The sequence below is a fragment of the Microbacterium testaceum StLB037 genome, from assembly GCF_900104345.1.
Classification (GTDB): domain Bacteria; phylum Actinomycetota; class Actinomycetes; order Actinomycetales; family Microbacteriaceae; genus Microbacterium; species Microbacterium testaceum_A.
Map to the genome: position 1 here is coordinate 268,850 of NZ_FNJN01000002.1, position 19,383 is coordinate 288,232.

The 19,383-nt window shown below is 70.8% G+C and carries 20 protein-coding genes; 15 read left to right on the plus strand and 5 right to left on the minus strand.

From position 1 onward, the window contains the following. The first annotated feature begins 27 nt into the window (after positions 1 to 27). Both BLS25_RS04565 and BLS25_RS04570 read left to right on the plus strand, forming a co-directional pair. Entirely contained in the window at positions 28 to 438 is a 411-nt protein-coding gene (locus tag BLS25_RS04565) for a DoxX family protein (RefSeq protein WP_074694588.1), read from the plus strand. 315 nt (positions 439 to 753) lie between these two features. Next, the gene (locus BLS25_RS04570; RefSeq protein WP_074694589.1) at positions 754 to 2,139 is read left to right on the plus strand and encodes a GmrSD restriction endonuclease domain-containing protein; all 1,386 of its coding nucleotides are present in this window, start codon (positions 754 to 756) and stop codon (positions 2,137 to 2,139) included. Between the two features lie 138 nt (positions 2,140 to 2,277). On the opposite strand, the gene BLS25_RS17045 is transcribed toward BLS25_RS04570, so the two are convergent. Beyond that, on the minus strand, positions 2,278 to 2,907 hold the full coding sequence (locus BLS25_RS17045) for a TetR/AcrR family transcriptional regulator (RefSeq protein ID WP_200914111.1): 630 nt from the start codon (positions 2,905 to 2,907) through the stop codon (positions 2,278 to 2,280). Between the two features lie 10 nt (positions 2,908 to 2,917). Further along, complete coding sequence (locus BLS25_RS04580; protein WP_074694590.1) at positions 2,918 to 3,679, minus strand: acetoacetate decarboxylase; 762 nt, start codon at positions 3,677 to 3,679, stop codon at positions 2,918 to 2,920. Between the two features lie 97 nt (positions 3,680 to 3,776). Here BLS25_RS04580 and BLS25_RS04585 point away from each other — a divergent pair, with 97 nt between their 5' ends. Next, the gene (locus BLS25_RS04585) at positions 3,777 to 4,655 is read left to right on the plus strand and encodes a 3-hydroxyacyl-CoA dehydrogenase family protein (protein WP_074694591.1); all 879 of its coding nucleotides are present in this window, start codon (positions 3,777 to 3,779) and stop codon (positions 4,653 to 4,655) included. An 11-nt stretch (positions 4,656 to 4,666) separates the two neighbouring features. On the opposite strand, the gene BLS25_RS04590 is transcribed toward BLS25_RS04585, so the two are convergent. Then, a complete protein-coding gene (locus BLS25_RS04590) occupies positions 4,667 to 5,992 on the minus strand; it encodes an aspartate aminotransferase family protein (RefSeq protein WP_074694592.1) in 1,326 nt (441 codons plus the stop codon). Positions 5,993 to 6,076: 84 nt separating this feature from the next. Here BLS25_RS04590 and BLS25_RS04595 point away from each other — a divergent pair, with 84 nt between their 5' ends. Then, positions 6,077 to 7,654 (plus strand): PucR family transcriptional regulator, encoded by a 1,578-nt coding sequence (locus BLS25_RS04595; RefSeq protein ID WP_074694593.1) that lies wholly within the window; start codon positions 6,077 to 6,079, stop codon positions 7,652 to 7,654. A 136-nt stretch (positions 7,655 to 7,790) separates the two neighbouring features. Here the strand turns inward: BLS25_RS04595 and BLS25_RS04600 are convergent, their stop codons facing one another. Continuing rightward, positions 7,791 to 9,305: a CoA-acylating methylmalonate-semialdehyde dehydrogenase gene (locus tag BLS25_RS04600; RefSeq protein WP_074694594.1), complete on the minus strand. Its 1,515-nt coding sequence runs from the start codon at positions 9,303 to 9,305 to the stop codon at positions 7,791 to 7,793. Between the two features lie 159 nt (positions 9,306 to 9,464). Between BLS25_RS04600 and BLS25_RS04605 the strand changes: the two genes are divergently transcribed. The 11 genes from BLS25_RS04605 to rpsN all read left to right on the plus strand — a co-directional run bounded on the left by BLS25_RS04605 (position 9,465) and on the right by rpsN (position 17,541). Further along, positions 9,465 to 10,466: a metal ABC transporter solute-binding protein, Zn/Mn family gene (locus BLS25_RS04605; protein WP_074694595.1), complete on the plus strand. Its 1,002-nt coding sequence runs from the start codon at positions 9,465 to 9,467 to the stop codon at positions 10,464 to 10,466. Beyond that, entirely contained in the window at positions 10,463 to 11,278 is an 816-nt protein-coding gene (locus tag BLS25_RS04610) for a metal ABC transporter ATP-binding protein (RefSeq protein ID WP_074694596.1), read from the plus strand. The genes BLS25_RS04605 and BLS25_RS04610 overlap by 4 nt, the downstream gene beginning before the upstream one ends. Continuing rightward, on the plus strand, positions 11,275 to 12,135 hold the full coding sequence (locus tag BLS25_RS04615) for a metal ABC transporter permease (protein ID WP_056224793.1): 861 nt from the start codon (positions 11,275 to 11,277) through the stop codon (positions 12,133 to 12,135). Before BLS25_RS04610 ends, BLS25_RS04615 begins: the two co-directional genes overlap by 4 nt. An 88-nt stretch (positions 12,136 to 12,223) precedes the next feature. Next, on the plus strand, positions 12,224 to 12,637 hold the full coding sequence (locus BLS25_RS04620; RefSeq protein ID WP_056224791.1) for a Fur family transcriptional regulator: 414 nt from the start codon (positions 12,224 to 12,226) through the stop codon (positions 12,635 to 12,637). Next, positions 12,618 to 13,652: a permease gene (locus BLS25_RS04625; protein WP_056224789.1), complete on the plus strand. Its 1,035-nt coding sequence runs from the start codon at positions 12,618 to 12,620 to the stop codon at positions 13,650 to 13,652. Before BLS25_RS04620 ends, BLS25_RS04625 begins: the two co-directional genes overlap by 20 nt. Continuing rightward, positions 13,645 to 14,502: a TIGR03943 family putative permease subunit gene (locus tag BLS25_RS04630; protein ID WP_074694597.1), complete on the plus strand. Its 858-nt coding sequence runs from the start codon at positions 13,645 to 13,647 to the stop codon at positions 14,500 to 14,502. Before BLS25_RS04625 ends, BLS25_RS04630 begins: the two co-directional genes overlap by 8 nt. Continuing rightward, positions 14,492 to 15,916 (plus strand): hypothetical protein, encoded by a 1,425-nt coding sequence (locus BLS25_RS04635; protein WP_056224784.1) that lies wholly within the window; start codon positions 14,492 to 14,494, stop codon positions 15,914 to 15,916. The genes BLS25_RS04630 and BLS25_RS04635 overlap by 11 nt, the downstream gene beginning before the upstream one ends. Further along, a complete protein-coding gene (locus BLS25_RS04640; protein ID WP_056224782.1) occupies positions 15,916 to 16,587 on the plus strand; it encodes a DNA-3-methyladenine glycosylase in 672 nt (223 codons plus the stop codon). The genes BLS25_RS04635 and BLS25_RS04640 overlap by 1 nt, the downstream gene beginning before the upstream one ends. A gap of 237 nt (positions 16,588 to 16,824) precedes the next feature. Continuing rightward, entirely contained in the window at positions 16,825 to 17,061 is a 237-nt protein-coding gene (gene rpmB / locus BLS25_RS04645; protein WP_055832508.1) for a 50S ribosomal protein L28, read from the plus strand. Further along, positions 17,061 to 17,231: a 50S ribosomal protein L33 gene (gene rpmG / locus BLS25_RS04650; RefSeq protein ID WP_013584775.1), complete on the plus strand. Its 171-nt coding sequence runs from the start codon at positions 17,061 to 17,063 to the stop codon at positions 17,229 to 17,231. Before rpmB ends, rpmG begins: the two co-directional genes overlap by 1 nt. 4 nt (positions 17,232 to 17,235) lie before the next feature. After that, positions 17,236 to 17,541, plus strand: coding sequence for a 30S ribosomal protein S14 (rpsN, locus tag BLS25_RS04655; protein WP_022878196.1), 306 nt, complete (start codon positions 17,236 to 17,238; stop codon positions 17,539 to 17,541). Between the two features lie 114 nt (positions 17,542 to 17,655). On the opposite strand, the gene BLS25_RS04660 is transcribed toward rpsN, so the two are convergent. Beyond that, the gene (locus BLS25_RS04660) at positions 17,656 to 19,107 is read right to left on the minus strand and encodes a helix-turn-helix transcriptional regulator (RefSeq protein ID WP_176786310.1); all 1,452 of its coding nucleotides are present in this window, start codon (positions 19,105 to 19,107) and stop codon (positions 17,656 to 17,658) included. Between the last annotated feature and the right edge of the window lie 276 nt (positions 19,108 to 19,383).

Sequence of the window (19,383 nt, forward strand, 5' to 3'; positions counted from 1 at the left end):
TCGTCCCGGCCCGCTTAGCCTCGGAGGATGAGCCTCCCCCGCACACTCGCTTGCTGGCTGCTCGGTGCCGCACTCGTGTTCACCGGCACCGCGCATCTGACCTTCGCCCGCGACGCGTTCGTCGCTCAGGTGCCCGCGTGGCTTCCGCTTCCGGTCGACGTGACGGTCGTGGCATCCGGGGTCGTCGAGATCGCCCTCGGACTCGCCCTCCTCGTCCTCGGCCGCCGGCGCGTCGCGGTCGGCTGGATCGTCGCGGCCTTCTTCGTCGCGATCTTCCCCGGCAACATCGAGCAGTTCGTCCGGGGCACAGACGCCTTCGGCCTCGACACCGACCTCGCCCGCGGCATCCGCCTGCTCTTCCAGCCCGTGTTGGTGATCTGGGCGCTGTGGTCGACCGGGGCGTGGAAGGCCTGGCGCACGCGCCGACGAGCCCGCTGAGCCACATCTCGCATCCCGCGCCGCGCCGCGGCACCCCCTCTCGAGTGTCCAAAACACCCGGACGATTCTCGAATCCGTCCGAGTTTTCGGACACACAACGGAGTGAGGGCCCCGCTCCGTGGAGCGCGCGCGGTATCGATTTCGTCTCGACATTTCCCGCCCGCGCATCCTGCATTCGTAATCCGTCCAGGTGCCTTTAGCGCGGTCGGGCGACCTGCATTCCCCTGAATAGACTCGCGAAGTTGTCCACACGGGGGAAGGGGAATCCATGCGATTCCGGAATGCAGTGGTCCGAACGAAGGCGGCGGTGGCCGCGTGACGAATGCGACGCCGGGGTGGTACCCCGACACCGAGACTCCCGGACGCCTGCGCTGGTGGGACGGCCGCCAGTGGACGAATGACTTCACCCCGCTGCCGCCCGCGCCGACCGTGACCACCGCCCCTCCGCCGGCGGCACCGGGCGCGGCGCGCCCCTGGTTCTCGCGCGTTCCGATGTGGGGCCGGATCGTGGCCGGCCTCGTCCTGCTCGTGGCGCTGTGGCTGCTCGCCCCGTTCGTCGCAATGGTCGCCCTCGTGGTGCTCGTCACCGGGATCGTCTCGCTCGCGCGCGACACCCCGACCTGGTTGCGGTTCCGCTCGCGCTCCAGCGCCGCGATCTGGACGGTCGCCGCCGTCGTCGCCTTCGGGGTCGCGGGAGGCATCACGGGGGCCACCTCTCCGAAGCACGCGACCCCGGTCGCCCAGGCGGTGCCGGCCGCGGCGGCTTCTCCGACGCCGTCGCCCACTCCCACGGCATCCGCCACCCCCTTCGCCGACGATCAGGCCGCGCTCGCCGCATTCGCGGGACAGCCGGGTACCGTCGCCGACGCCTCGGCGACCACCGACAAGACAGCGCTCTCGGTGCTCGACACTCTCGCCGTGAAGGGGCGCGCGCCCAAGACCGGGTACGACCGCGCCCAGTTCGGGCAGCGCTGGCTCGACGTCGACCGCAACGGATGCGACACCCGCAACGACATCCTCGGCCGCGACCTGAAGGATGCCGTGCGCTCCGGAACCTGCCGAGTGACCGGCGGCACGCTCGCCGACCCGTACACGGGGCGGAGCATCGCCTTCGTCCGCGGCCAGGGCACCTCGGAGCTCGTGCAGATCGACCACGTCGTCGCGCTGTCCGACGCGTGGCAGAAGGGCGCCCAGCAGCTCACCGCCGACCAGCGCGCGAGCTTCGCCAACGACCCCCTCAACCTGCTCGCCGTCGACGGCGCGGCCAACACGCAGAAGAGCGACGGCGATGCGGCCACCTGGCTCCCCGCGCAGAAGAGCTACCACTGCACCTACGTCGCCGCGCAGATCGCGGTCAAGGCCACCTACGGGCTGTGGGTGACCGAGGCGGAGCGCGATGCGATGAAGCGGGTGCTCGAGGCGTGCCCCGATCAGCTCGTGCCGACCTCGGCCTTCGCCGCTCCGGCGCCGGCCCCGGTCGTGGAGCCCGAGCCGGTCGTCGCTCCGGTCGTCGCGCCCGAGCCGGCCCCGGCGCAGCCTCAGCCCGCCCCCGCCGAGCCCGCGCCGGCGCCGCCCGCAGAGGACGCGTACTACGCCAACTGCGACGCCGTTCGCGCGGCGGGCAAGGCGCCCCTGTATCGGGACCAGCCGGGTTACCGGTCGAAGCTGGACCGCGACAACGACGGCGTGGCCTGCGAGTGATGAGCGCGCCGCTCACCCGCTGAACGCCTGAGACGCGCCGCTCCCTCATCGGGGGCGGCGCGTCACACATAGTCGGCAGAGGGCCGTATGCCATGGCCCCGGGCCCGGGCCGGGCGAGACCGGCCATGGTCCCTTCGCTCAGGCGGAGGCGGCCCCGCGCGTCAGCCCGAGGATGCAGCCCTCGACCGCGGCGACCCGCACCCGCTGGGTGTCGGCGTGCAACACGCTCTGGCTCACCGCCCCGACGTGAGCGGCGACGACCGCGCGCGTGAAGAGGGCGGGGTCGATCACCGGATGCAGGCCGATGCGCGAGAGGCACTCGACGAGCAGCGGCTGCAGCGTGTCGTGGAAGTGATCGGTGTGCGCGGTGAGCAGCATCCGGACCTCCTCGTCGTGACGCGCCCGCGTGATGAGCACCGAGCGGATCGCGTACCACTTCTCCTCGGGAGGGAGCCCCTCGACGACGCCGCGCACGATGTCGTCGAGGGTCGGCTGCTCGCTGCTGCGGGCGTCGCCGAGCATGTCGCTCAGCAGCTCGAACACCAGCTCCGCCTGCTGCTCGTAGACCGCGAAGAACACCTCGTCGACCGAGCGGAAGTTCGAGTAGAACGCCCCGCGCGTGTACCCCGCGCGCCGCGTGATGGCCTCGACGCTCACCGAGGTGCTGCCGGTCTCGTCGAAGATCGCCTCGGCGGCCGCGATCAGTGCGGTGCGGGTGCTGCTGCGGCGTCGCACGGGCTTCGGCGCCTCTGCGGGGGTGGTCGTCACGGGCTCCACGTTACGCAGCGGCGGCGCGGTTCACCTCGTCGAGGTAATCGACGACCGGGCGGACGGGGGCGAGGGTCAGGTCGGTGACGATGTGCGAGGCGCTGACGATCTCGCGCACGGGGAGGTCGGCCATCGGGGCGAGCGCGTGCTCGAAGAGTTGCAGGCGGGCGGGTCCGGTCCACGCCTCCTTCACCACGATGTCGGTGATCTCGGTGCGCACGAGGTGCGCCGCGCGCACACCCTGCGTGAAGACGTCGGGCACGAGCTTGACCATGAAGGTCGGCACCGTGATCTGCGCCTTCGCCTCGTCGAGGTCGAGCGGCTCCCACTTGTAGCCCATGGTGGCCGTGGCCACGCGCTCGCCGCCGCGATCGAGGGTGCCGACGAGGGCACCCTGGTCGACGCGCAGGTCGGGGGTTCCGGTCACCTTCGGGTAGGCGCTGAGCTCTCGCCCCGACACGGTGGCGGCGAAGTTGTCGAGGTACATCGCGTGCAGGTACTCGCCGCGCTCGCCGTCGAGGGTGACGGGGATCGCCTGTCCCGACTCGACGTAGGGGCCGTAGCCGTCGACCTCGCCCATCTTCATGACCTCGAAGCGCACGAGCGGCTCGTCGATCTCGAGCGGCTCCGGAACCACGGCGCGCAACGCCTCCGCATCCGTTCGATAGACGACGTTGAAGTACTCGCGGTTCAGGAAGCGCGTGGCCCGCAGCGGGTAGACGGGGGCGGTCAGCGGCGTGGTGCCGCGGCGGAGGATCTCGAGGGGGTTCATCGGTCATCACCTGTTCAGTACGAAGTGTATTGAGTACAGTGTGTATCGAGGGATTCGCATCCGCAAGGCGAGCCTCTGCTCCACGAGAGGAAACGACATGAGCGTCCAGCTGCCCCAGAACATCGCCACCCGACCCGTCACCGTGATCGGGGGTGGCACGCTCGGTCGTCGCATCGCGCTGATGTTCGCCAGCGGAGGGGCCGACGTGCGCATCTTCGATCTCGCGGATGCCGTGCGCTCCGCCGCCGTCGCCTACGTCGAACAGACGCTGCCCTCGGTGGTGGCAGCCCGTGAGGGGGCCGTCGCCGGAACCGTGCAGGGCGCCGACGAGTTGGCATCCGCCGTCTCGAACGCCTGGCTCGTCGTCGAGGCCGTGCCGGAGCGCATCGAGCTGAAGACGTCGGTGTTCGGCGACCTCGACCGCCTCGCGCCGGCGGACGCCATCCTCGCGAGCAACTCGTCGTCGTTCGCGTCGCGCCTGATGATCGACGAGGTCGCGACGCCCGAGCGCGTGCTCAACATGCACTTCTACATGCCGCCGCAGCAGAATGCGGTCGACCTCATGAGCGACGGAAAGACCGCGTCGGAGGTCATCGCCTTCCTGCAGGAGCAGCTCCCGAACTTCGGGGTCTTCCCGTTCGTCGCCCGCCAGGAGTCGACCGGCTTCATCTTCAACCGCATCTGGGCCGCCATCAAGCGCGAGGCCCTCGCGGTCGTGGCCGACGGCGTCTCGACCCCCGAAGACGTCGACGCCATGTGGCGGGTCAACTCCGGCGCTCCCGCGGGCCCGTTCCAGATGATGGACCAGGTCGGCCTCGACGTCGTGCTCGACATCGAGCAGCACTACGCCGACGAGAACCCGCACCTGCCCGAGGGCCCGCGTGAGCTGTTGAGGAGCTACGTGGATGCCGGCAACCTGGGCGTGAAGTCGGGCCGCGGCTTCTACGACTACAGCGAGAAGACCGCCGCCGCCTGACCCGCGGGGCGTCAGGCGCGCGTGGCCTCGGCCTGCAGAACCTCGACCAGCACGTCGAGGCCGCGGTGGGCGTCGGCATCGCCGATCACGGCGGGCGGCACCACGTGCACGCGGTTGTCGGCGGTGAAGCCGAGCACGCCCTTCTCGAGCATCGCGGCCTTGATCGCGCCGATGCGTGCGGCGGCCAGAGGCTCGCGCGTGGCCTGGTCGGCGACGAGCTCGACGGCCCAGAACACGCCGCGACCGCGCACCTCGCCGACGAGCGGCGAGTCCTCGGCCAGCTGGCGCAGACGCGGGCCGATGACCTCCTCGCCGATGCGGCGAGCGTTCTCGATCACGCCCTCGTCGGCCATCGCCTGCTGAGCGGCGACGATGGATGCCGCAGCGAGCGGATGACCCGAGTACGTCAAGCCACCGGGGAAGACGCGTCCGTCGAATACTGAGGCCACGGCATCCGAGATCGCCACGCCACCCACCGGGACGTATCCCGAGTTCACGCCCTTCGCGAAAGTGATGAGGTCGGGCCGCACGTCGAACGCATCGAACGCGAACCACTCACCCGTGCGGGCGAAGCCGGCCATGACCTCGTCGAGGATCAGCAGGATGCCGTAGCGGTCGGCGATCGCGCGGACGCCCTCGAGGTATCGGGGCGGGGGTACGAGCACGCCCGCGGTGCCGGGGATCGTCTCGAACAGGAACGCCGCGATCGTGTCGGGGCCCTCGGCCTGCACGGTGCGCTCGAGGTGGCGGAGGGCGCGCTCGCACTCCTGTTCGGGGGTCTCGGCCCAGAACTCCGACCGGTAGAGGTAGGGGCCGAACACGTGCACGTGTCCGCGCGAGTACTCGTTCGGCATGCGGCGCCAATCGCCGGTCGCCACGATCGCCGACCCGGTGTTGCCGTGGTACGAGCGGTAGTGCGACACGATCTTGTCGCGACCCGTGGTCAGGCGGGCCATGCGGATGGCGTTCTCATTGGCATCCGCCCCGCCATTGGTGAAGAAGACCTTCGAGAACCCCTCGGGGGTCCGCTCGAGGATGAGCTCGGCCGCGTGCGCGCGCGTCTCGTTCGCGTGCGCGGGAGCGACCGTGGTCAGCTGCGCCGCCTGCTCCTGGATCGCGGCGACGACCCGCGGATGCTGGTGCCCGATGTTGACGTTGACGAGCATGCTCGAGAAGTCGAGGTAGCGTCGGCCGTCGGCATCCCAGACCTCCACTCCCGAGCCCCCGGCGAGGGGGAGCGGTGCGAGCGAGCCCTGCGCCGACCACGAGTGGAAGACGCTCGTGCGGTCGCGGTCGCTGATCTCGGCGTTGCGGGGAGTCGAGAGGGGTGTCGGCATGCCTCCAGTGTGAAAGCGTCGCGCCGTGTCGGGGAGCGCCGATCTGTCGGTAATCTCTACGGACGATCGACAGTTTGGCCCGCCATGCCCGCGACGCTCCGCACCCTCCTCGACGACCCGTCGTTCCCCCTGCGCGTGCTGACCCGACTCGACGACGACGCGCTCGATCGGCCCCTGTCGTGGGTGCACAGCTCCGACCTGCTCGATCCGACCCCGTACCTGGAGGCCGGCAACCTGCTTCTGACCAACGGGGCGCAGTTCTCTCCGGATCCGGATGCCGATGAGGCGCTGGCCTATTGCCGACGCCTCCGTGAGCTCGGGGTGGCGGGCCTCGGCTTCGCGACCGACATCATCCACGACCGCGTGCCCGAGACCGTGGTGCGCGCGGGCGAGGCGGCCGACCTGCCGATCGTCGAGATCGCCGATCGCGCGCCGTTCATCCGCATCATCCGCTTCGTCGCCGACATCATCGCCGCCGAAGGAGCCGCGCGCCTGTCGTGGCTGCTCGATGCCCAGCGCGCGGTGGCGCGTGCCGCGGTGCGCGAGGACGGCCTGCGTGAGATCCTCGCCACTCTGTCGCGCCTGCTCGACGCCTGGGTCGAGCTGTACGACGCGGTCGGCGGTCGCCTGTCGTCTCCGGGCCTGCGCGGGGCGCCGGCCGAGGTCGAGGCCGAGGTCGGCCGCGACGTGCGGCGCCTGCTCGAACGGCGGACCGCTGCGAGCCTCGTCGTGCCCTCGGCCGGCCACGCGCTGGTCCAGACGATCGGGCAAAGCGGGCGACTGCGCGGCGTGCTCGCGGTAGGCGGACCCGAGCCGCTCGACCCCGCGGGCCGGGATCTCGTGGCCTCGGTCGTGGCGCTGGCGAGCATCGCGCTCGAGCAGCAGCGCGGACTGCAGTCGGCCCTGCGCGGCGTGCGCGCGGGCGTCATCGACCTGCTCGTCAACGGACACGGCGACACGGCCCGGCGCGTGGCCGCGTCGGCGCTCGGGGGTCTCCCCGCGGCGCCGTACCTGGTCGGGGTCGTGCGCGGGGCGGCAGCGCTCGGGGGTCTCCCCGCGGCGCCGTACCTGGTCGGGGTCGTGCGCGGGGCGGCAGCGCTTGCGGGACTGCACGACGAGCTCGACCTCGTCTCGAGCGACCCCGCCCGCATGTTCTCTGCCGAGCGCGACGACGACATCATCGTGCTCGTGGCGGACGACGCGGCCCCCGCGCTCGCGGCGCTCGCCGCGCGACGGGGTCTTCACGTCGGAACAGCGCGCCACGAGGCGGGTGACGATCTCGCCGAGAACCTGCGCCGTGCCGTGCACGCGGCTCGCGACGCCGAGGCGGGCACCCTCCGCGCCTACGACGACCTGGCCGGCCGCGGCCTGATGGGCGCGCTGCGCGAACGCGGCGGCGAGGTGCTCGCGCGCTCCCTTCTGCAGCCCCTCGAGGCACTGCCGGCCGCCGAGCAAGAACGCATGCGTGAGTCGGCGCGGGTCTGGCTCGACGCCAACGGCGCCTGGGATCCCGCGGCGCGGAGCCTCGGCATCCATCGCCACACCCTGAGGGCGCGCATGGCGCAGCTCGAGCAGGTGCTCGAGCTCGACCTGTCGAGCTTCGCCGCGCGCGCCGAGCTGTGGGCCGCACTGGAGCTGGCGGGTCCTCCCGCCCGCGCGTGAGGGGTCACCTTCTGTCGCTTCGGCGCGCGCCAGGCGACGCTTCTTGACCCCTCACGCGAAGCGCGGGACGGAACGACGGATGCCGCGACCCCAGGCTCGCGGGGAGCCCGGGGGCACGGCATCCGGTGCCGACGACTCAGCTGTTCTGGGGGAAGCCGAGGTTGATGCCGCCGTGGGTGGCGGGGTCGAGCCAGCGGCTGGTGACGGCCTTCTCGCGGGTGAAGAAGTCGAAGCCGTGCACGCCGTAGGCCTTCGCGTCGCCAAACAGGCTCTTCTTCCACCCGCCGAACGAGTGGTACGCCACCGGCACGGGGATCGGCACGTTGATGCCGATCATGCCGACCTGCACCTCGTGCTGGAAGCGGCGGGCGGCTCCGCCGTCGTTGGTGAAGATCGCCGTGCCGTTGCCGAACTCGCCGCCGTTGATGAGGGCGAGGCCCTCTTCGTACGTGTTCACGCGCACGACCGAGAGCACGGGGCCGAAGATCTCCTCGGTGTAGGCGCGCGACGTGGTCGGCACCTCGTCGAGCAGGGTGGGGCCGAAGAAGAAGCCCTCCTCGTGCCCGTCGACCGAGAATCCGCGGCCGTCGACGACGATGGTCGCGCCGTCGGCTTCAGCGATGTCGACGTACGAGGCCACCTTCTCGCGGTGCGCGCCCGAGATGAGGGGGCCCATGTCGGGCTCGTCGGCATCCGCTCCGTTTCCGATGCGGAGCTTCGTGATCCGCTCGGTGACCTTGGCGATCAGCTCGTCGGCGACCGGCTCGACGGCCAGCACGACCGAGATGGCCATGCACCGCTCGCCCGCGGCGCCGAAGCCGGCGTTGACGGCGGAGTCAGCCACGAGGTCGAGGTCGGCGTCGGGCAGCACCAACATGTGGTTCTTCGCGCCGCCCAGGGCCTGCACGCGCTTGCCGTTCTTCGACGCGGTCTCGTAGATGTACTGAGCGATGGGGGTGGAGCCGACGAACGAGATCGACTGCACCTCGGGGGCCTCGAGCAGTCCGTCGACGGCGACCTTGTCGCCCTGCAGCACGGTGAAGGCGCCGGCGGGAAGGCCCGCCTCCTTCCACAGGCGCGCGAGCCAGAGCGAGGCGGAGGGATCTTTCTCGCTCGGCTTCAGCACGACGGCGTTGCCGGCGGCGAGGGCGATGGGGAAGAACCACATCGGCACCATGGCGGGGAAGTTGAAGGGGCTGATGATGCCGACGACGCCGAGCGGCTGCTTGAGCGAGTACACGTCGACGCCGCTGGAGGCGTTCTCGCTGTAGGCGCCCTTGATGAGGTGCGGGAAGCCGGTCGCGAGCTCAACGACCTCCTGGCCGCGGGCGATCTCGCCCATCGCGTCGGAGAGCACCTTGCCGTGCTCGGCGGTGAGGATCTCGGCCAGCTCGCCCTTGCGCGCGTTCAACAGCTCGCGGAACGCGAACAGCACGCTCTGGCGCTTCGCGATGGAGGAGCCGCTCCACTCGGCGAAGCCGCGACTGGCCGAGGCGATGGCGGCCTGGATGTCGGCCTCGCCGGCCAGGGCGACGTGCGCCTGCACCGCGCCGGTGGCGGGGTTGTAGACGGGGGCGGTGCGTCCGCCCGTCGGGGCGCTCTCTGCGCCGTCGATCCAGTGCGCGATGACGGGGAGGTCGTGGTCGGTCATGGATCCCAGTAAAGAGATCCCGACCCGGGTCCGCCGTCGACAATCGGGCGACCGCACCCGTGAAGGGAGGACAGATCGGCAGGATGCCGGATCCTGAGAACCTCGTATGCGGTACACCCTGAGTTTGAGAACGATTATCAACGGCGATACGGTTTCCTTATGACCCGCCGCATTCTCGCCCCCGTCGTCCTCGGGGCCGTCTCCGTTCTCGCGCTCGCCGGCTGCGCCGGAGGCACCGCCTCGCCCGCTTCGTCGGACTCGTCCGGAAAGGTCAAGGTCGTGGCATCCACCGACGTCTACGGCTCGATCGCCCAGGCGGTCGGCGGCGAGTACGTCGACGTGGCCTCGATCATCACCTCGCCCAGCCAGGACCCGCACGAGTACGAGGCGAGCGCGCAAGACCAGCTGACGCTGAAGAACGCCGGTCTCGTGATCGAGAACGGCGCCGGTTACGACGCGTTCATGGAGTCCCTCATCCAGGCCAGCGGCACGTCGGCTCCCGTGCTCACCGCCGTGGAGTACAACCACGACTACCCCGGGTCGAAGGATCACTCCGACGACGACGCGAGCCCCGCCCCGAGCGAGAGCGCCGACGATCACGCGCACGCTGAGGGCGACGGTCACGACCACATCGAGGGCTTCAACGAGCACGTCTGGTACGACCCCCACACCATCGAAGACCTCACCGAGGCCATCGCCGACGAACTGGGCAAGATCGCGCCCGACCACGTCGCCGACTTCAACGCCAACGCCGAGGCCTTCACCCAGCAGATCGCCGGTCTCGAGGACTCCCTCGACGCGATCAAGGCGAAGGATGCCGGCAAGAAGATCTTCGTGACAGAGCCGGTGCCGGTGTACCTGACCACCACCGCGGGCCTCGACAACGCGACCCCCAACGAGTTCAGCGAGGCGGTCGAAGAGGGCCAGGACGTCCCGCCCGCGACCCTGCTTGAGTCGCTCCAGCTGTTGGACTCGGGTCAGATCACCGTCATGATCGTCAACCCGCAGACCGGCGGCGCCGAGGTCACACAGGTGCAGAACGAAGCGAAGTCCAAGAACATCCCCGTGATCGAGTTCACGGAAACGCTCCCCGAGGGACAGACTTACATCTCGTGGATGCAGAGCAACATCACGGCGCTGTCCGACGCGCTGGCGGCGTGAGCGCGACCGCACCGCTGCGCATCCGCGGAGCCGCCCTCGAAAGAGGGGGCCGGGAGCTCTGGGCCGGGCTCGACCTCGAGGTCGAGCCCGGCGAGCTCGTCGCGGTGCTCGGACCCAGCGGCTCGGGCAAGACCACGCTGCTGCGCGCGATCCTCGGGCTCGAACGCCTCAGCGGGGGATCGATCGAGGCGCTCGGAGCCCCGGTGCGCCGCGCCGGCAACCGCCGCATCGGCTACATCCCCCAGCAGCGCCCCCTGCCGCGCGAGACGCCCCTCCGCGGCCGCGACATCATCGGTCTCGGGGTCGACGGGCACCGACTCGGCCTGCCCCTGTCGCGCAAGAAGGATCGCGCGCGCATCGACGAACTGCTCGAGGCGGTGGGGGCCACCGCGTTCGGCGACCGCCCCGTGGGGCTCCTCTCCGGCGGAGAGCAGCAGCGACTGCGCGTGGGCCAAGCCCTCGCCGACGACCCCGCCCTCCTGCTCTGCGACGAGCCGCTGACGAGCCTCGACCTCGCCAACCAGCAAGCCGTCGTGCGACTCATCGACCGCCACCGTCGCGAGCGCGACGCCGCCGTGCTGCTGGTCACCCACGACATCAATCCCGTGCTGTCGCGCGTCGACCGCATCCTCTACATCGCCAACGGGCGCTTCACCCTCGGGACTCCCGACGAGGTGCTCACGACCGCGACCCTCTCGGCCCTGTACGGCGCCCCCGTGTTCGTCGTCCGCGCCGGCGACCAGCTCATCGTCGTCGGAGCCCCGGATGCCGAGGACGCCCACCACCATCACCACGACGAGGACGACGCATGAACTGGTCCGACGTCGGCACCGCCCTCTTCGGCGGGGTGAGCCAGTACGGCGCGATCCTCGAGCTGGTGCAGAACTCCGTCTACGCGGGTGCGGTCCTGGGCCTGGTGGGCGGCCTCATCGGTGTCTTCGTCATGCAGCGCGACATGGCCTTCGCCGTGCACGGGATCAGCGAGCTGTCGTTCGCCGGCGCCGCGGTGGCCCTGCTCATCGGCGTCGACGTCGTGTCGGGCTCGATCGTGGGCTCCCTCATCGCGGCCGCACTGATCGGGGTGCTGGGCGCCCGCGCGCGCGATCGCAACTCGATCATCGGCGTGCTCATGCCGTTCGGCCTGGGTGTCGGCATCCTGTGCCTTTCGCTCTACAACGGGCGCAGCGCGACGCGCTTCAGCCTGCTGACCGGGCAGATCGTGTCGGTGCAGAGCGAGCAGCTCGGGTGGCTCGTGGTGATCGGCGTCGCGGTGCTGGTCGCCCTGCTGCTCATCTGGCGCCCGCTGCGCTTCGACTCCCTCGACCCGCAGTCGGCGGCCGCACGCGGAGTGCCCACCACCGCCGTGTCGCTGGCATTCATGCTGCTGCTCGGCCTGATCGTCGCCGTGGCGGTGCACATCATCGGCGCACTGCTGGTGATGGCGCTGTTGGTCACGCCCGCCGCGGCGGCCATGCGCGTGGCATCCGGTCCCCTCTCGGTGCCGCTGCTGGCCGCGCTGTTCGGCTTCGTCTCGGCCGTGGGCGGAGTGCTGCTCGCGGTGGCCGGAACGCTGCCGGTGAGCCCGTACATCACGACCATCTCGTTCGCGATCTACCTCGTGTGCCGCCTGGTCGGCGCCCGCCGCGATCGCACGACCCGGGCGGTCTGAGGGCGCCGACCATCTCCGGGCCGTGTGTGCCCAGGCGACATCGCCCGCGCCCAGCCGATTCACCGATCGCCTCGCTAGACTCGCGGCCATGGTCCAGCGCAATACGTGGCAGCGCGAACGCGTGCGGGAGGCTCTGTCCGGAGCTCCCGGCTTCGTCAGCGCCCAGTCGCTGCACGCGACCCTGCGCGACGAGAACACCGGCATCGGCCTCGCGACCGTCTACCGCACCCTCGCGGGTCTCGCGGCCCGCGGCGATGCCGACTCCCTGCAGAGCCCCGACGGCGAGAACCTGTTCCGCGCCTGCGAGACGCGCGGTCACCACCACCACCTGATCTGCCGTTCGTGCGGCAAGGCGGTCGAGATCGCAGCGACCGACGTCGAAGAGTGGGCGCAGCGCACCGCCGCGCAGCACGGCTTCAGCGAGGCCGAGCACGTGGTCGACATCTTCGGCATCTGCACCGATTGCGCCCACGCCCGGGCTCGTGAGCGTGGCGACGAGTAGTCGCACCACGGCACCCCCGCCGCAACGCTCGGGCGCCTCCCGCACCCTCGTCGCGCTCGGCCTGGGTGTCGTCGTGGTCACGGGGTTGTTCCTCGTGGACGCCTTCGCCCCCACGTTCTTCGCGCAATCGCTCCCGACCCGCGCGCAGGACGGGCTCACGCTCGCGCTCAGCGTGCTGATCGAGTCGCTGCCGTTCGTGGTCCTCGGCGTCGTGCTGTCGATCATCGTGCAGGTCTGGGTGCCCCCGGGGGCGATCGAGAGATGGATGCCCCGCGCGCCGTGGGCGCGCCGGGCCGTCCTGTCGCTGCTGGGCATGTTCATCCCGGTCTGCGAGTGCGGAAACGTGCCTTTCGCCCGCGGCCTGCTGATGCGCGGCTTCGGGGTGAGCGACACGCTGACCTTCCTGGTCGCCGCTCCCATCGTCAACCCGATCGTCATCATCAGCACGCACGCCGCCTTCGGCTTCAGCGACGGCATCCTGGTGGCGCGTCTGATCGGCGGCTACCTCGTCGCCAACCTCATCGGCTGGCTGTACAGCCGGCATCCCGATCCCGACAAGCTGCTCACCGAGCGCTTCCTCGAGACGTGCGAGATCGTCGTCCAGGAGCGCGGTGACCGCGGCCGGCGCACCCTGGCCCAGTTCGTCGTCGAGCTGCGCTCGGTCATGCCGGCGCTCATCATCGGTTCGCTCCTCGCGGGGGCCGTGCAGGTGCTCGTGCCACGCAGCGCCCTGCTGGCGATCGGATCCGACCCCGCGCTGTCGATCGCCGCGATGATGGCGCTCGCGATCGTGGTCTCGCTCTGCTCGAACGTCGACGCGTTCTTCGCGTTGTCGTTCGCCTCGACCTTCACGCCCGGCTCGATCGTGGCCTTCCTCGTGGTGGGGCCGATCATCGACCTCAAGATGATGGCGCTGCTGCGCACGACCTTCTCGTCACGGGTCCTCGTGGGCATGACGGTGGTCGTCGTGCTCTTCGCCTTCACGCTCGGAACGGTGGTGAACCTCCTTGTCTAGAACGGGTGCTCTCGCCACGCGCTGGCTCGGGGTGGGCCTGACCGCGTGCCTGTCGATCACGACGATCACGCTGTGGGCGACCGGGCGGATGGCGCTGTACATCAACCCTGATTCGGCGTGGTTCGCCGTCGGCATGGCCTTCGTCGCGCTGATCGGCGCGATCGCCTCGTTCGCCCTGCCGCTCGGAGCCGAGGCCGATCACGGCCACGACCACGAGCACGGGCATTCCCCCGCCGCGGCCTCCGCCCGCCGCGAGGCGTTCGCTCACGCCGATCACGCGCACGCCGACCCGCTCGACGAGCACGATCACGTCGCGCACGACCACCTGGCGGCCCGCCCGCGCCTGACACCCGGCGGGATCGCCGCCTTCACCGGAGGCGTGTTGGCCTCGGGGGCGGTGATCGCCGTGCTGCTGACCCCCGCGGCCTCGCTGTCGACTGAGCTGGCGGTGTCGCGCGACGTGGGTGCGCCTCCGTTGTTCGCAGGCTCCGACGCGGTGACCCTGGCCGCCTCGGGCGACACCTCCAAGTTCGGCATCGGCGACTGGTCGGCGGTGTTCGCGCACGCCACCAACCCCGAGACCTTCGACGGCAAGCCCGTCACCCTCACCGGGTTCATCACCCCGGCGAACGACGGCTCGAGCTTCGATCTCACCCGGCTCGTGATCACGCACTGCGTGATCGATGCGCAGACCGCGCGTCTGCCCATCGCCGCGACGACCGGTGCCCCCTCGACCGGCCAGTGGGTGACCGTCACCGGGACGGTGCGCTCGAGCGGAGACGGCAAGCTCGCGGTGCACGCCGATCAGGTCGCCGCGATCGACGAGCCCTCGGACCCGTATGAGTACTGACTCCCGTCGCGGCGGCGACTCCCGCCGTTCGCGCGCCCGCCGCCGGCGCGGGCGTGGATTCGCGATCGCGTTCGCGGCCGTCCTCGTCGGTCTCGTGGTCGTCGGCGGCCTCGGCGGAGTGGTCGCGGTGGCGCAGGGACCACGCGTCACGGACGTGCAGGTCGATCCCGCCGCGGCCGTCGCGGCATCCGGGTCGCGCGTGATCCTCACCACGACGCAGTCGCTGCAGAAGGTCGACCCCTCGCAGGTCGAGGTCGACCCGGCGACACCGTTCACGGTCGACACCTCGGGGCGCAGCGTCGGCGTGCGTTTCACGCTGCCGTTGCGCGACGACACCGACTACCGCATCACCGTCAACGGGGTGAACGGCCTGGGCGCGGGTCCGGCCTCGACGCTCACCGAGACCTTCCGCACCCCTCCGCTGCAGGCCTACCTGATGCAGCGCGGCACGCCCGAGGGCGACACGATCTTCCGCACCGACCTGCAGGGTCAGGCGGGGCTCCCGGTGTTCGTGAACCCGCACATCGAGGACTTCCGCGCCACCGCCAACCACCTCGTCATCTCGGTGCGCGACGGCGACACCCCGCGCGTGATCGTGACCGACCCCGACGGCAAGAACCAGCGCGACATCGCCCTCCCCGGCCCCGGGTACGTGACCAACCTGCAGTCGGCAGACCGAGGGGAGCGCATCGGATTCACCTTCTCGGATGCCGACCTGGGCGCCGCCGGAGGTCGCGAGAGCCGCCTGTTCACGGCGTCGGCGGCCGACGACTCCCCGCCCGTCGAGGTGGGGCTGAACGGCGGCGACGTGCGCATCGCCGACTATCGCTTCGTGCCCGACACCGACAGCATGCTGGTGCTCACCTTCGACTCCCGCCTGCTCCTGACCGACGCCCAGGGCGGCAACGCCGCGCCCCTCGGCAGCGCCGTGTCGATCGACGGCATCGCCCGCGGTTCTTCGGTCGCGATCGTCGAGAGGCTCGAGGGCATCCGCGAGATCGATCTGACCGACGGCTCCGAGCAGGGGCTCGTCGAGCCCGTCGACCCGCCGGGGATGGCGGGACGGGCGACGCCGATGCCCGGCGCGGGGGCGGGGACGATCCGTTCGTTCGCCGACATCAGCTCCGACGGGGTCTCGCGATCGACGATCGTCTCGCACGTCGACACCGACGGCACCGTCCGCCAGCTGCTGAGCGTGCCGGGCTCCGACACCGTGCTGCAGACGTGCGTGTCGCCGAGCGGCCGCTATGCCGCGGTGCTGGTCGCGCCGCGCGCGGTCGACAATCCCTTCGACCGCTATCAGCTGCCCCTTCCGCAGCGCCTGCTCACCCACCTCGTCGAGGTCGACACCGGGCAGGAGATCGTCGCGCTGCAGGGCTTCGACCTGTCGTGGTGCCAGGTGCCCCCGCAGTGATGCGCCCCGCGACCCGCGCCGACCTCGTCGATCTGCCGGTCGAGGTCGCTCCCCGGCTGCTGGGCGCCCTGCTCGAGACCGAGGTCGGCGGAGAACGGGTCGTGGCCCGGCTCACCGAGGTCGAGGCGTACCACGGCCTCGGCACCGGAGAGCAGCCCGATCCGGGTTCGCACGCCCGCATGGGGCCGACGGCGCGCAACGCCACGATGTGGGGGGAGCCGGGGCACCTCTACGTCTACCTGAGTCACGGCATCCATTCGTGCGTGAACGTCGTGTGCGGCCCCGAGGGTGTCGCGGGCGGAGTCCTGCTGCGCGGCGGCGAGATCGTCGAGGGGGCAGACATCGCCGAGCGGCGGCGGCTCGAGCGCCGCGGGGCGGTGCGGGCGTCGCGGGATCTCGCTCGCGGTCCCGGACGATTCGGCGACGCGGTGGGTCTTCGGCATCCGATCCACGACGGCATCGACGCGGTCACCGGCGCGGAGCGGGCCGGGGCTCGAGCGCGGCTGCTCCTGCCCGAGGCGCCGCCGCCGGTCGTGGCGACGGGGCCGCGCGTGGGGGTCGCGGGTATCGCCGGCACCGACGCGTTCCCGTGGCGCTTCTGGATCGAGGGGGACGCCACGGTCTCGGCGTTCCGGTGGGGCCGGGGTGCGGCGGAGGCGGGTGGGGCGTGAGGGGGCTGAGCCCGTCGAAGCTCCCGCTCCCTCGACAGGCTCGGGGCCCTCGCGTTCGATGACCTGATCAGGTCAAGGCGACACGCCGTGCTAGACTGACCCCTTGTCTGCGCGCACTCCAGCACGCAGTTCGCATCCCTGCTCTCGATCCCGGCCTTCCGCCGTGCTCGAACGGGGTGCAGACAAGGGATCTTGGGTGACACCGTCCGGTGTCACGGTACAGAAGGAGACATCACCATGGCAGCAGTGTGCCAGGTGACTGGAGCGGTTCCCGGCTTCGGTCACAACATCTCGCACTCGCACCGCCGGACGAAGCGCCGCTTCGACCCGAACGTGCAGAAGAAGACCTACTTCGTTCCGTCGCTGGGTCGCAACATCAAGCTCAACGTTTCGGCGAAGGGCATCAAGGTCATCGACGCTCGCGGCATCGAGTCCGTCGTCCGTGACCTGCAGGCGAAGGGCGTGAAGCTGTAATGGCGAAGAAGGCTCAGGACGTTCGTCCGATCATCAAGCTGCGTTCGACCGCCGGCACGGGATACACCTACGTGACGCGCAAGAACCGCCGCAACAACCCCGACCGCATCGTGCTCAAGAAGTACGACCCCGTGGTCCGTAAGCACGTCGACTTCCGAGAGGAGCGCTAAGCACATGGCTAAGAAGAGCAAGATCGCGCGCAACGAGCAGCGCAAGGTCGTCGTCGAGCGCTACGCCGCGAAGCGCGCCGAGCTGAAGAAGACCCTGGTCGACCCCAACGCGACCGACGAGGCCCGCGAGGCCGCCCGCGTGGGTCTGCAGAAGCTCCCCCGCAACGCGTCGCCCGCGCGCGTGCGCAGCCGCGACGTCATCGACGGCCGCCCCCGTGGTGTCCTCACGAAGTTCGGCGTCTCGCGCGTCCGCTTCCGTGACATGGCCCACCGTGGCGAGCTGCCCGGTGTGACCAAGTCGTCCTGGTAAGCACCAGACACCGTACGAGAGGCGGGGGCCCCAGCGGGGCCCTCGCCTCTCGTCGTTGACGGCGTCGATCGGCGGCGGCTCCATCAGGGTCCGGAGCGCGGCGCTGTACGACGCTCATTTGTCGAGGGCGGCGAGCATCTCGACGGCGTCGGTCCGACCGCGCACGCCCAGTTTCTGGTAGATCGAGCGCACCTGGCTCTTGACCGTGTTGAGCGAGACGCCGCGCTCGCGAGCGATCTCGACGAGGCTCAGCGACTGCCGCAACAGGTCGGCCGTCGCCCTCTCGGTCGGGGTGAGACGAGCCGCCGCGACCGGCGAGTGGGCTTCGCAGCCGGACGTGGCGACGCGCGCGAGTGTCGCCTGCAGGTGCGGGAGGGCCGCGGCGAGCACGGTGTCATCGTCGGCCACGGCGTCCATCAGCGCCCGGGTCTCGTCGTGCGGCAGAGCGAGGAACGGCGTCGCCGAGGAGCCGGTGCGCACGATCAGATGCAGGGCCGCCTGCATGCTCTGGCGTGCCCGCCGGGTGTAACCCAGCCGGTTCTGTGCCAGCGCCCGTCTCACCAGGGCGGGGGTCAGGGTGCGCAGGCAATGATTCGATCCGGGTGCGACGCAGGCGTCGGTCTCGAGCAGCAGCTCGCGCTCGCGGCCGAGCCCGAGCAACGCGCCGGTCCGCTGCATCGCGAAACAGGAGCCGTGACCCTCGGGGGACTCGAAGGGATCCAGCGTGGTCAACGCCTCACGGTGTTCGCCCTGCGCGACGAGGATGTCGGCGAGCATGCAGACGAGGAGATGCCGGACCATGCGTTGGCTGCTGAGTCGGCGGCTGCCGTGCAGGAGTCGTTGACATTCGGCGCGGCCGGTGCCCAGGTCACGGTCCAGTACCATCGCCACCACCTCGACGACGCGTGCCGCGTACCCCGCGTAGGGGTCGTCCGGATGCGCGCATCGCATCGTCACCGCCACACCCCGCAGTCGCGAGACGTTCAGATCGGCGGCGGCGATGAGAGCCTCGGCGAGCTGAAGCAGGGGGGAGATGTCGGCGGCAGGCCATTCCCGAGCCGTGAACAGCTCGGCGGCCTCGGCTCGGGCGCTTTCGGCCGCCAGGTATTCGCCGTTCAGTGCGTGTCCCAGGGCGCTCACCGACAGCGCCCGGTACCTGGTCGCGTCGGTGTCGGCGAACAGGAGGGCCTCGACTCCGAAGCGTGCGCCCACCTGCGGCCAGCCGATGGCGGTGCCGTACTCGCCGGCGGAGGCGTACAACTGGGACCGCGCGCCGGACGACAGCGTGGCCGGTCGCCGCAGGCGGACCTCGTCGAAGTAGCGGGAGAGGGCGGCGGTGCCCTCGGTGAGGGCGTCGCGGCGGGCACGGGCGGCCAGGAGGGCTGCCAGCGGCAGAGCCGTGGAGTCGGTCCAGACCGCGGGCGGCTCGGGAAGCTCCGCCTCCGAGAGCAGTGCGAGGTGGCGGGGTGCGGGGACTCCGTGACCGGGCAGCAATCGCAGGGCCGTCGTCGTGGCGGCCGCGCGGAGTATGGCGCGTGCCTCCATCGAGGTGGGTGAACCTGGCATCTCTCCCCCTTCGTCGCTGCCCAGCGGGTGGAGTGCGCGCGGAGCGCAATCCGGCCGAATGTACTTCGGGTGGGTCTCGCCGAGCGCGTGAGCGGGGCATGCTGTCAACAACGCGTGACAGCGTGTCGCGGCGTCGCGGACGGCCGGCGACGGGGCACGCTCGGACGAGCGCGGACTCTCGACTCCGGGCCCGGAGCTGGGCGGTGACGCGGGCGGGCTCACCCGACCCATCCGCCTCACGCGTCCCATAGGTCGCACGACACGCCGGTCGAGAAT

Bases quoted from the DNA above. Each gene is read 5' to 3' on its own strand.
- BLS25_RS04565 (WP_074694588.1), top strand. From the start codon at position 28: ATGAGCCTCCCCCGCACACTCGCTTGCTGGCTGCTCGGTGCCGCACTC.
- BLS25_RS04635 (WP_056224784.1), top strand. From the start codon at position 14,492: ATGAGTACTGACTCCCGTCGCGGCGGCGACTCCCGCCGTTCGCGCGCC.
- BLS25_RS04605 (WP_074694595.1), top strand. From the start codon at position 9,465: ATGACCCGCCGCATTCTCGCCCCCGTCGTCCTCGGGGCCGTCTCCGTT.
- BLS25_RS04600 (WP_074694594.1), bottom strand. From the start codon at position 9,305: ATGACCGACCACGACCTCCCCGTCATCGCGCACTGGATCGACGGCGCA.
- BLS25_RS04615 (WP_056224793.1), top strand. From the start codon at position 11,275: ATGAACTGGTCCGACGTCGGCACCGCCCTCTTCGGCGGGGTGAGCCAG.
- BLS25_RS04640 (WP_056224782.1), top strand. From the start codon at position 15,916: ATGCGCCCCGCGACCCGCGCCGACCTCGTCGATCTGCCGGTCGAGGTC.
- rpmG (WP_013584775.1), top strand. From the start codon at position 17,061: ATGGCGAAGAAGGCTCAGGACGTTCGTCCGATCATCAAGCTGCGTTCG.
- rpmB (WP_055832508.1), top strand. From the start codon at position 16,825: ATGGCAGCAGTGTGCCAGGTGACTGGAGCGGTTCCCGGCTTCGGTCAC.
- BLS25_RS04580 (WP_074694590.1), bottom strand. From the start codon at position 3,679: ATGAACCCCCTCGAGATCCTCCGCCGCGGCACCACGCCGCTGACCGCC.
- BLS25_RS04585 (WP_074694591.1), top strand. From the start codon at position 3,777: ATGAGCGTCCAGCTGCCCCAGAACATCGCCACCCGACCCGTCACCGTG.
- BLS25_RS04590 (WP_074694592.1), bottom strand. From the start codon at position 5,992: ATGCCGACACCCCTCTCGACTCCCCGCAACGCCGAGATCAGCGACCGC.
- BLS25_RS04620 (WP_056224791.1), top strand. From the start codon at position 12,224: ATGGTCCAGCGCAATACGTGGCAGCGCGAACGCGTGCGGGAGGCTCTG.
- BLS25_RS04660 (WP_176786310.1), bottom strand. From the start codon at position 19,107: ATGCCAGGTTCACCCACCTCGATGGAGGCACGCGCCATACTCCGCGCG.
- BLS25_RS04595 (WP_074694593.1), top strand. From the start codon at position 6,077: ATGCCCGCGACGCTCCGCACCCTCCTCGACGACCCGTCGTTCCCCCTG.
- rpsN (WP_022878196.1), top strand. From the start codon at position 17,236: ATGGCTAAGAAGAGCAAGATCGCGCGCAACGAGCAGCGCAAGGTCGTC.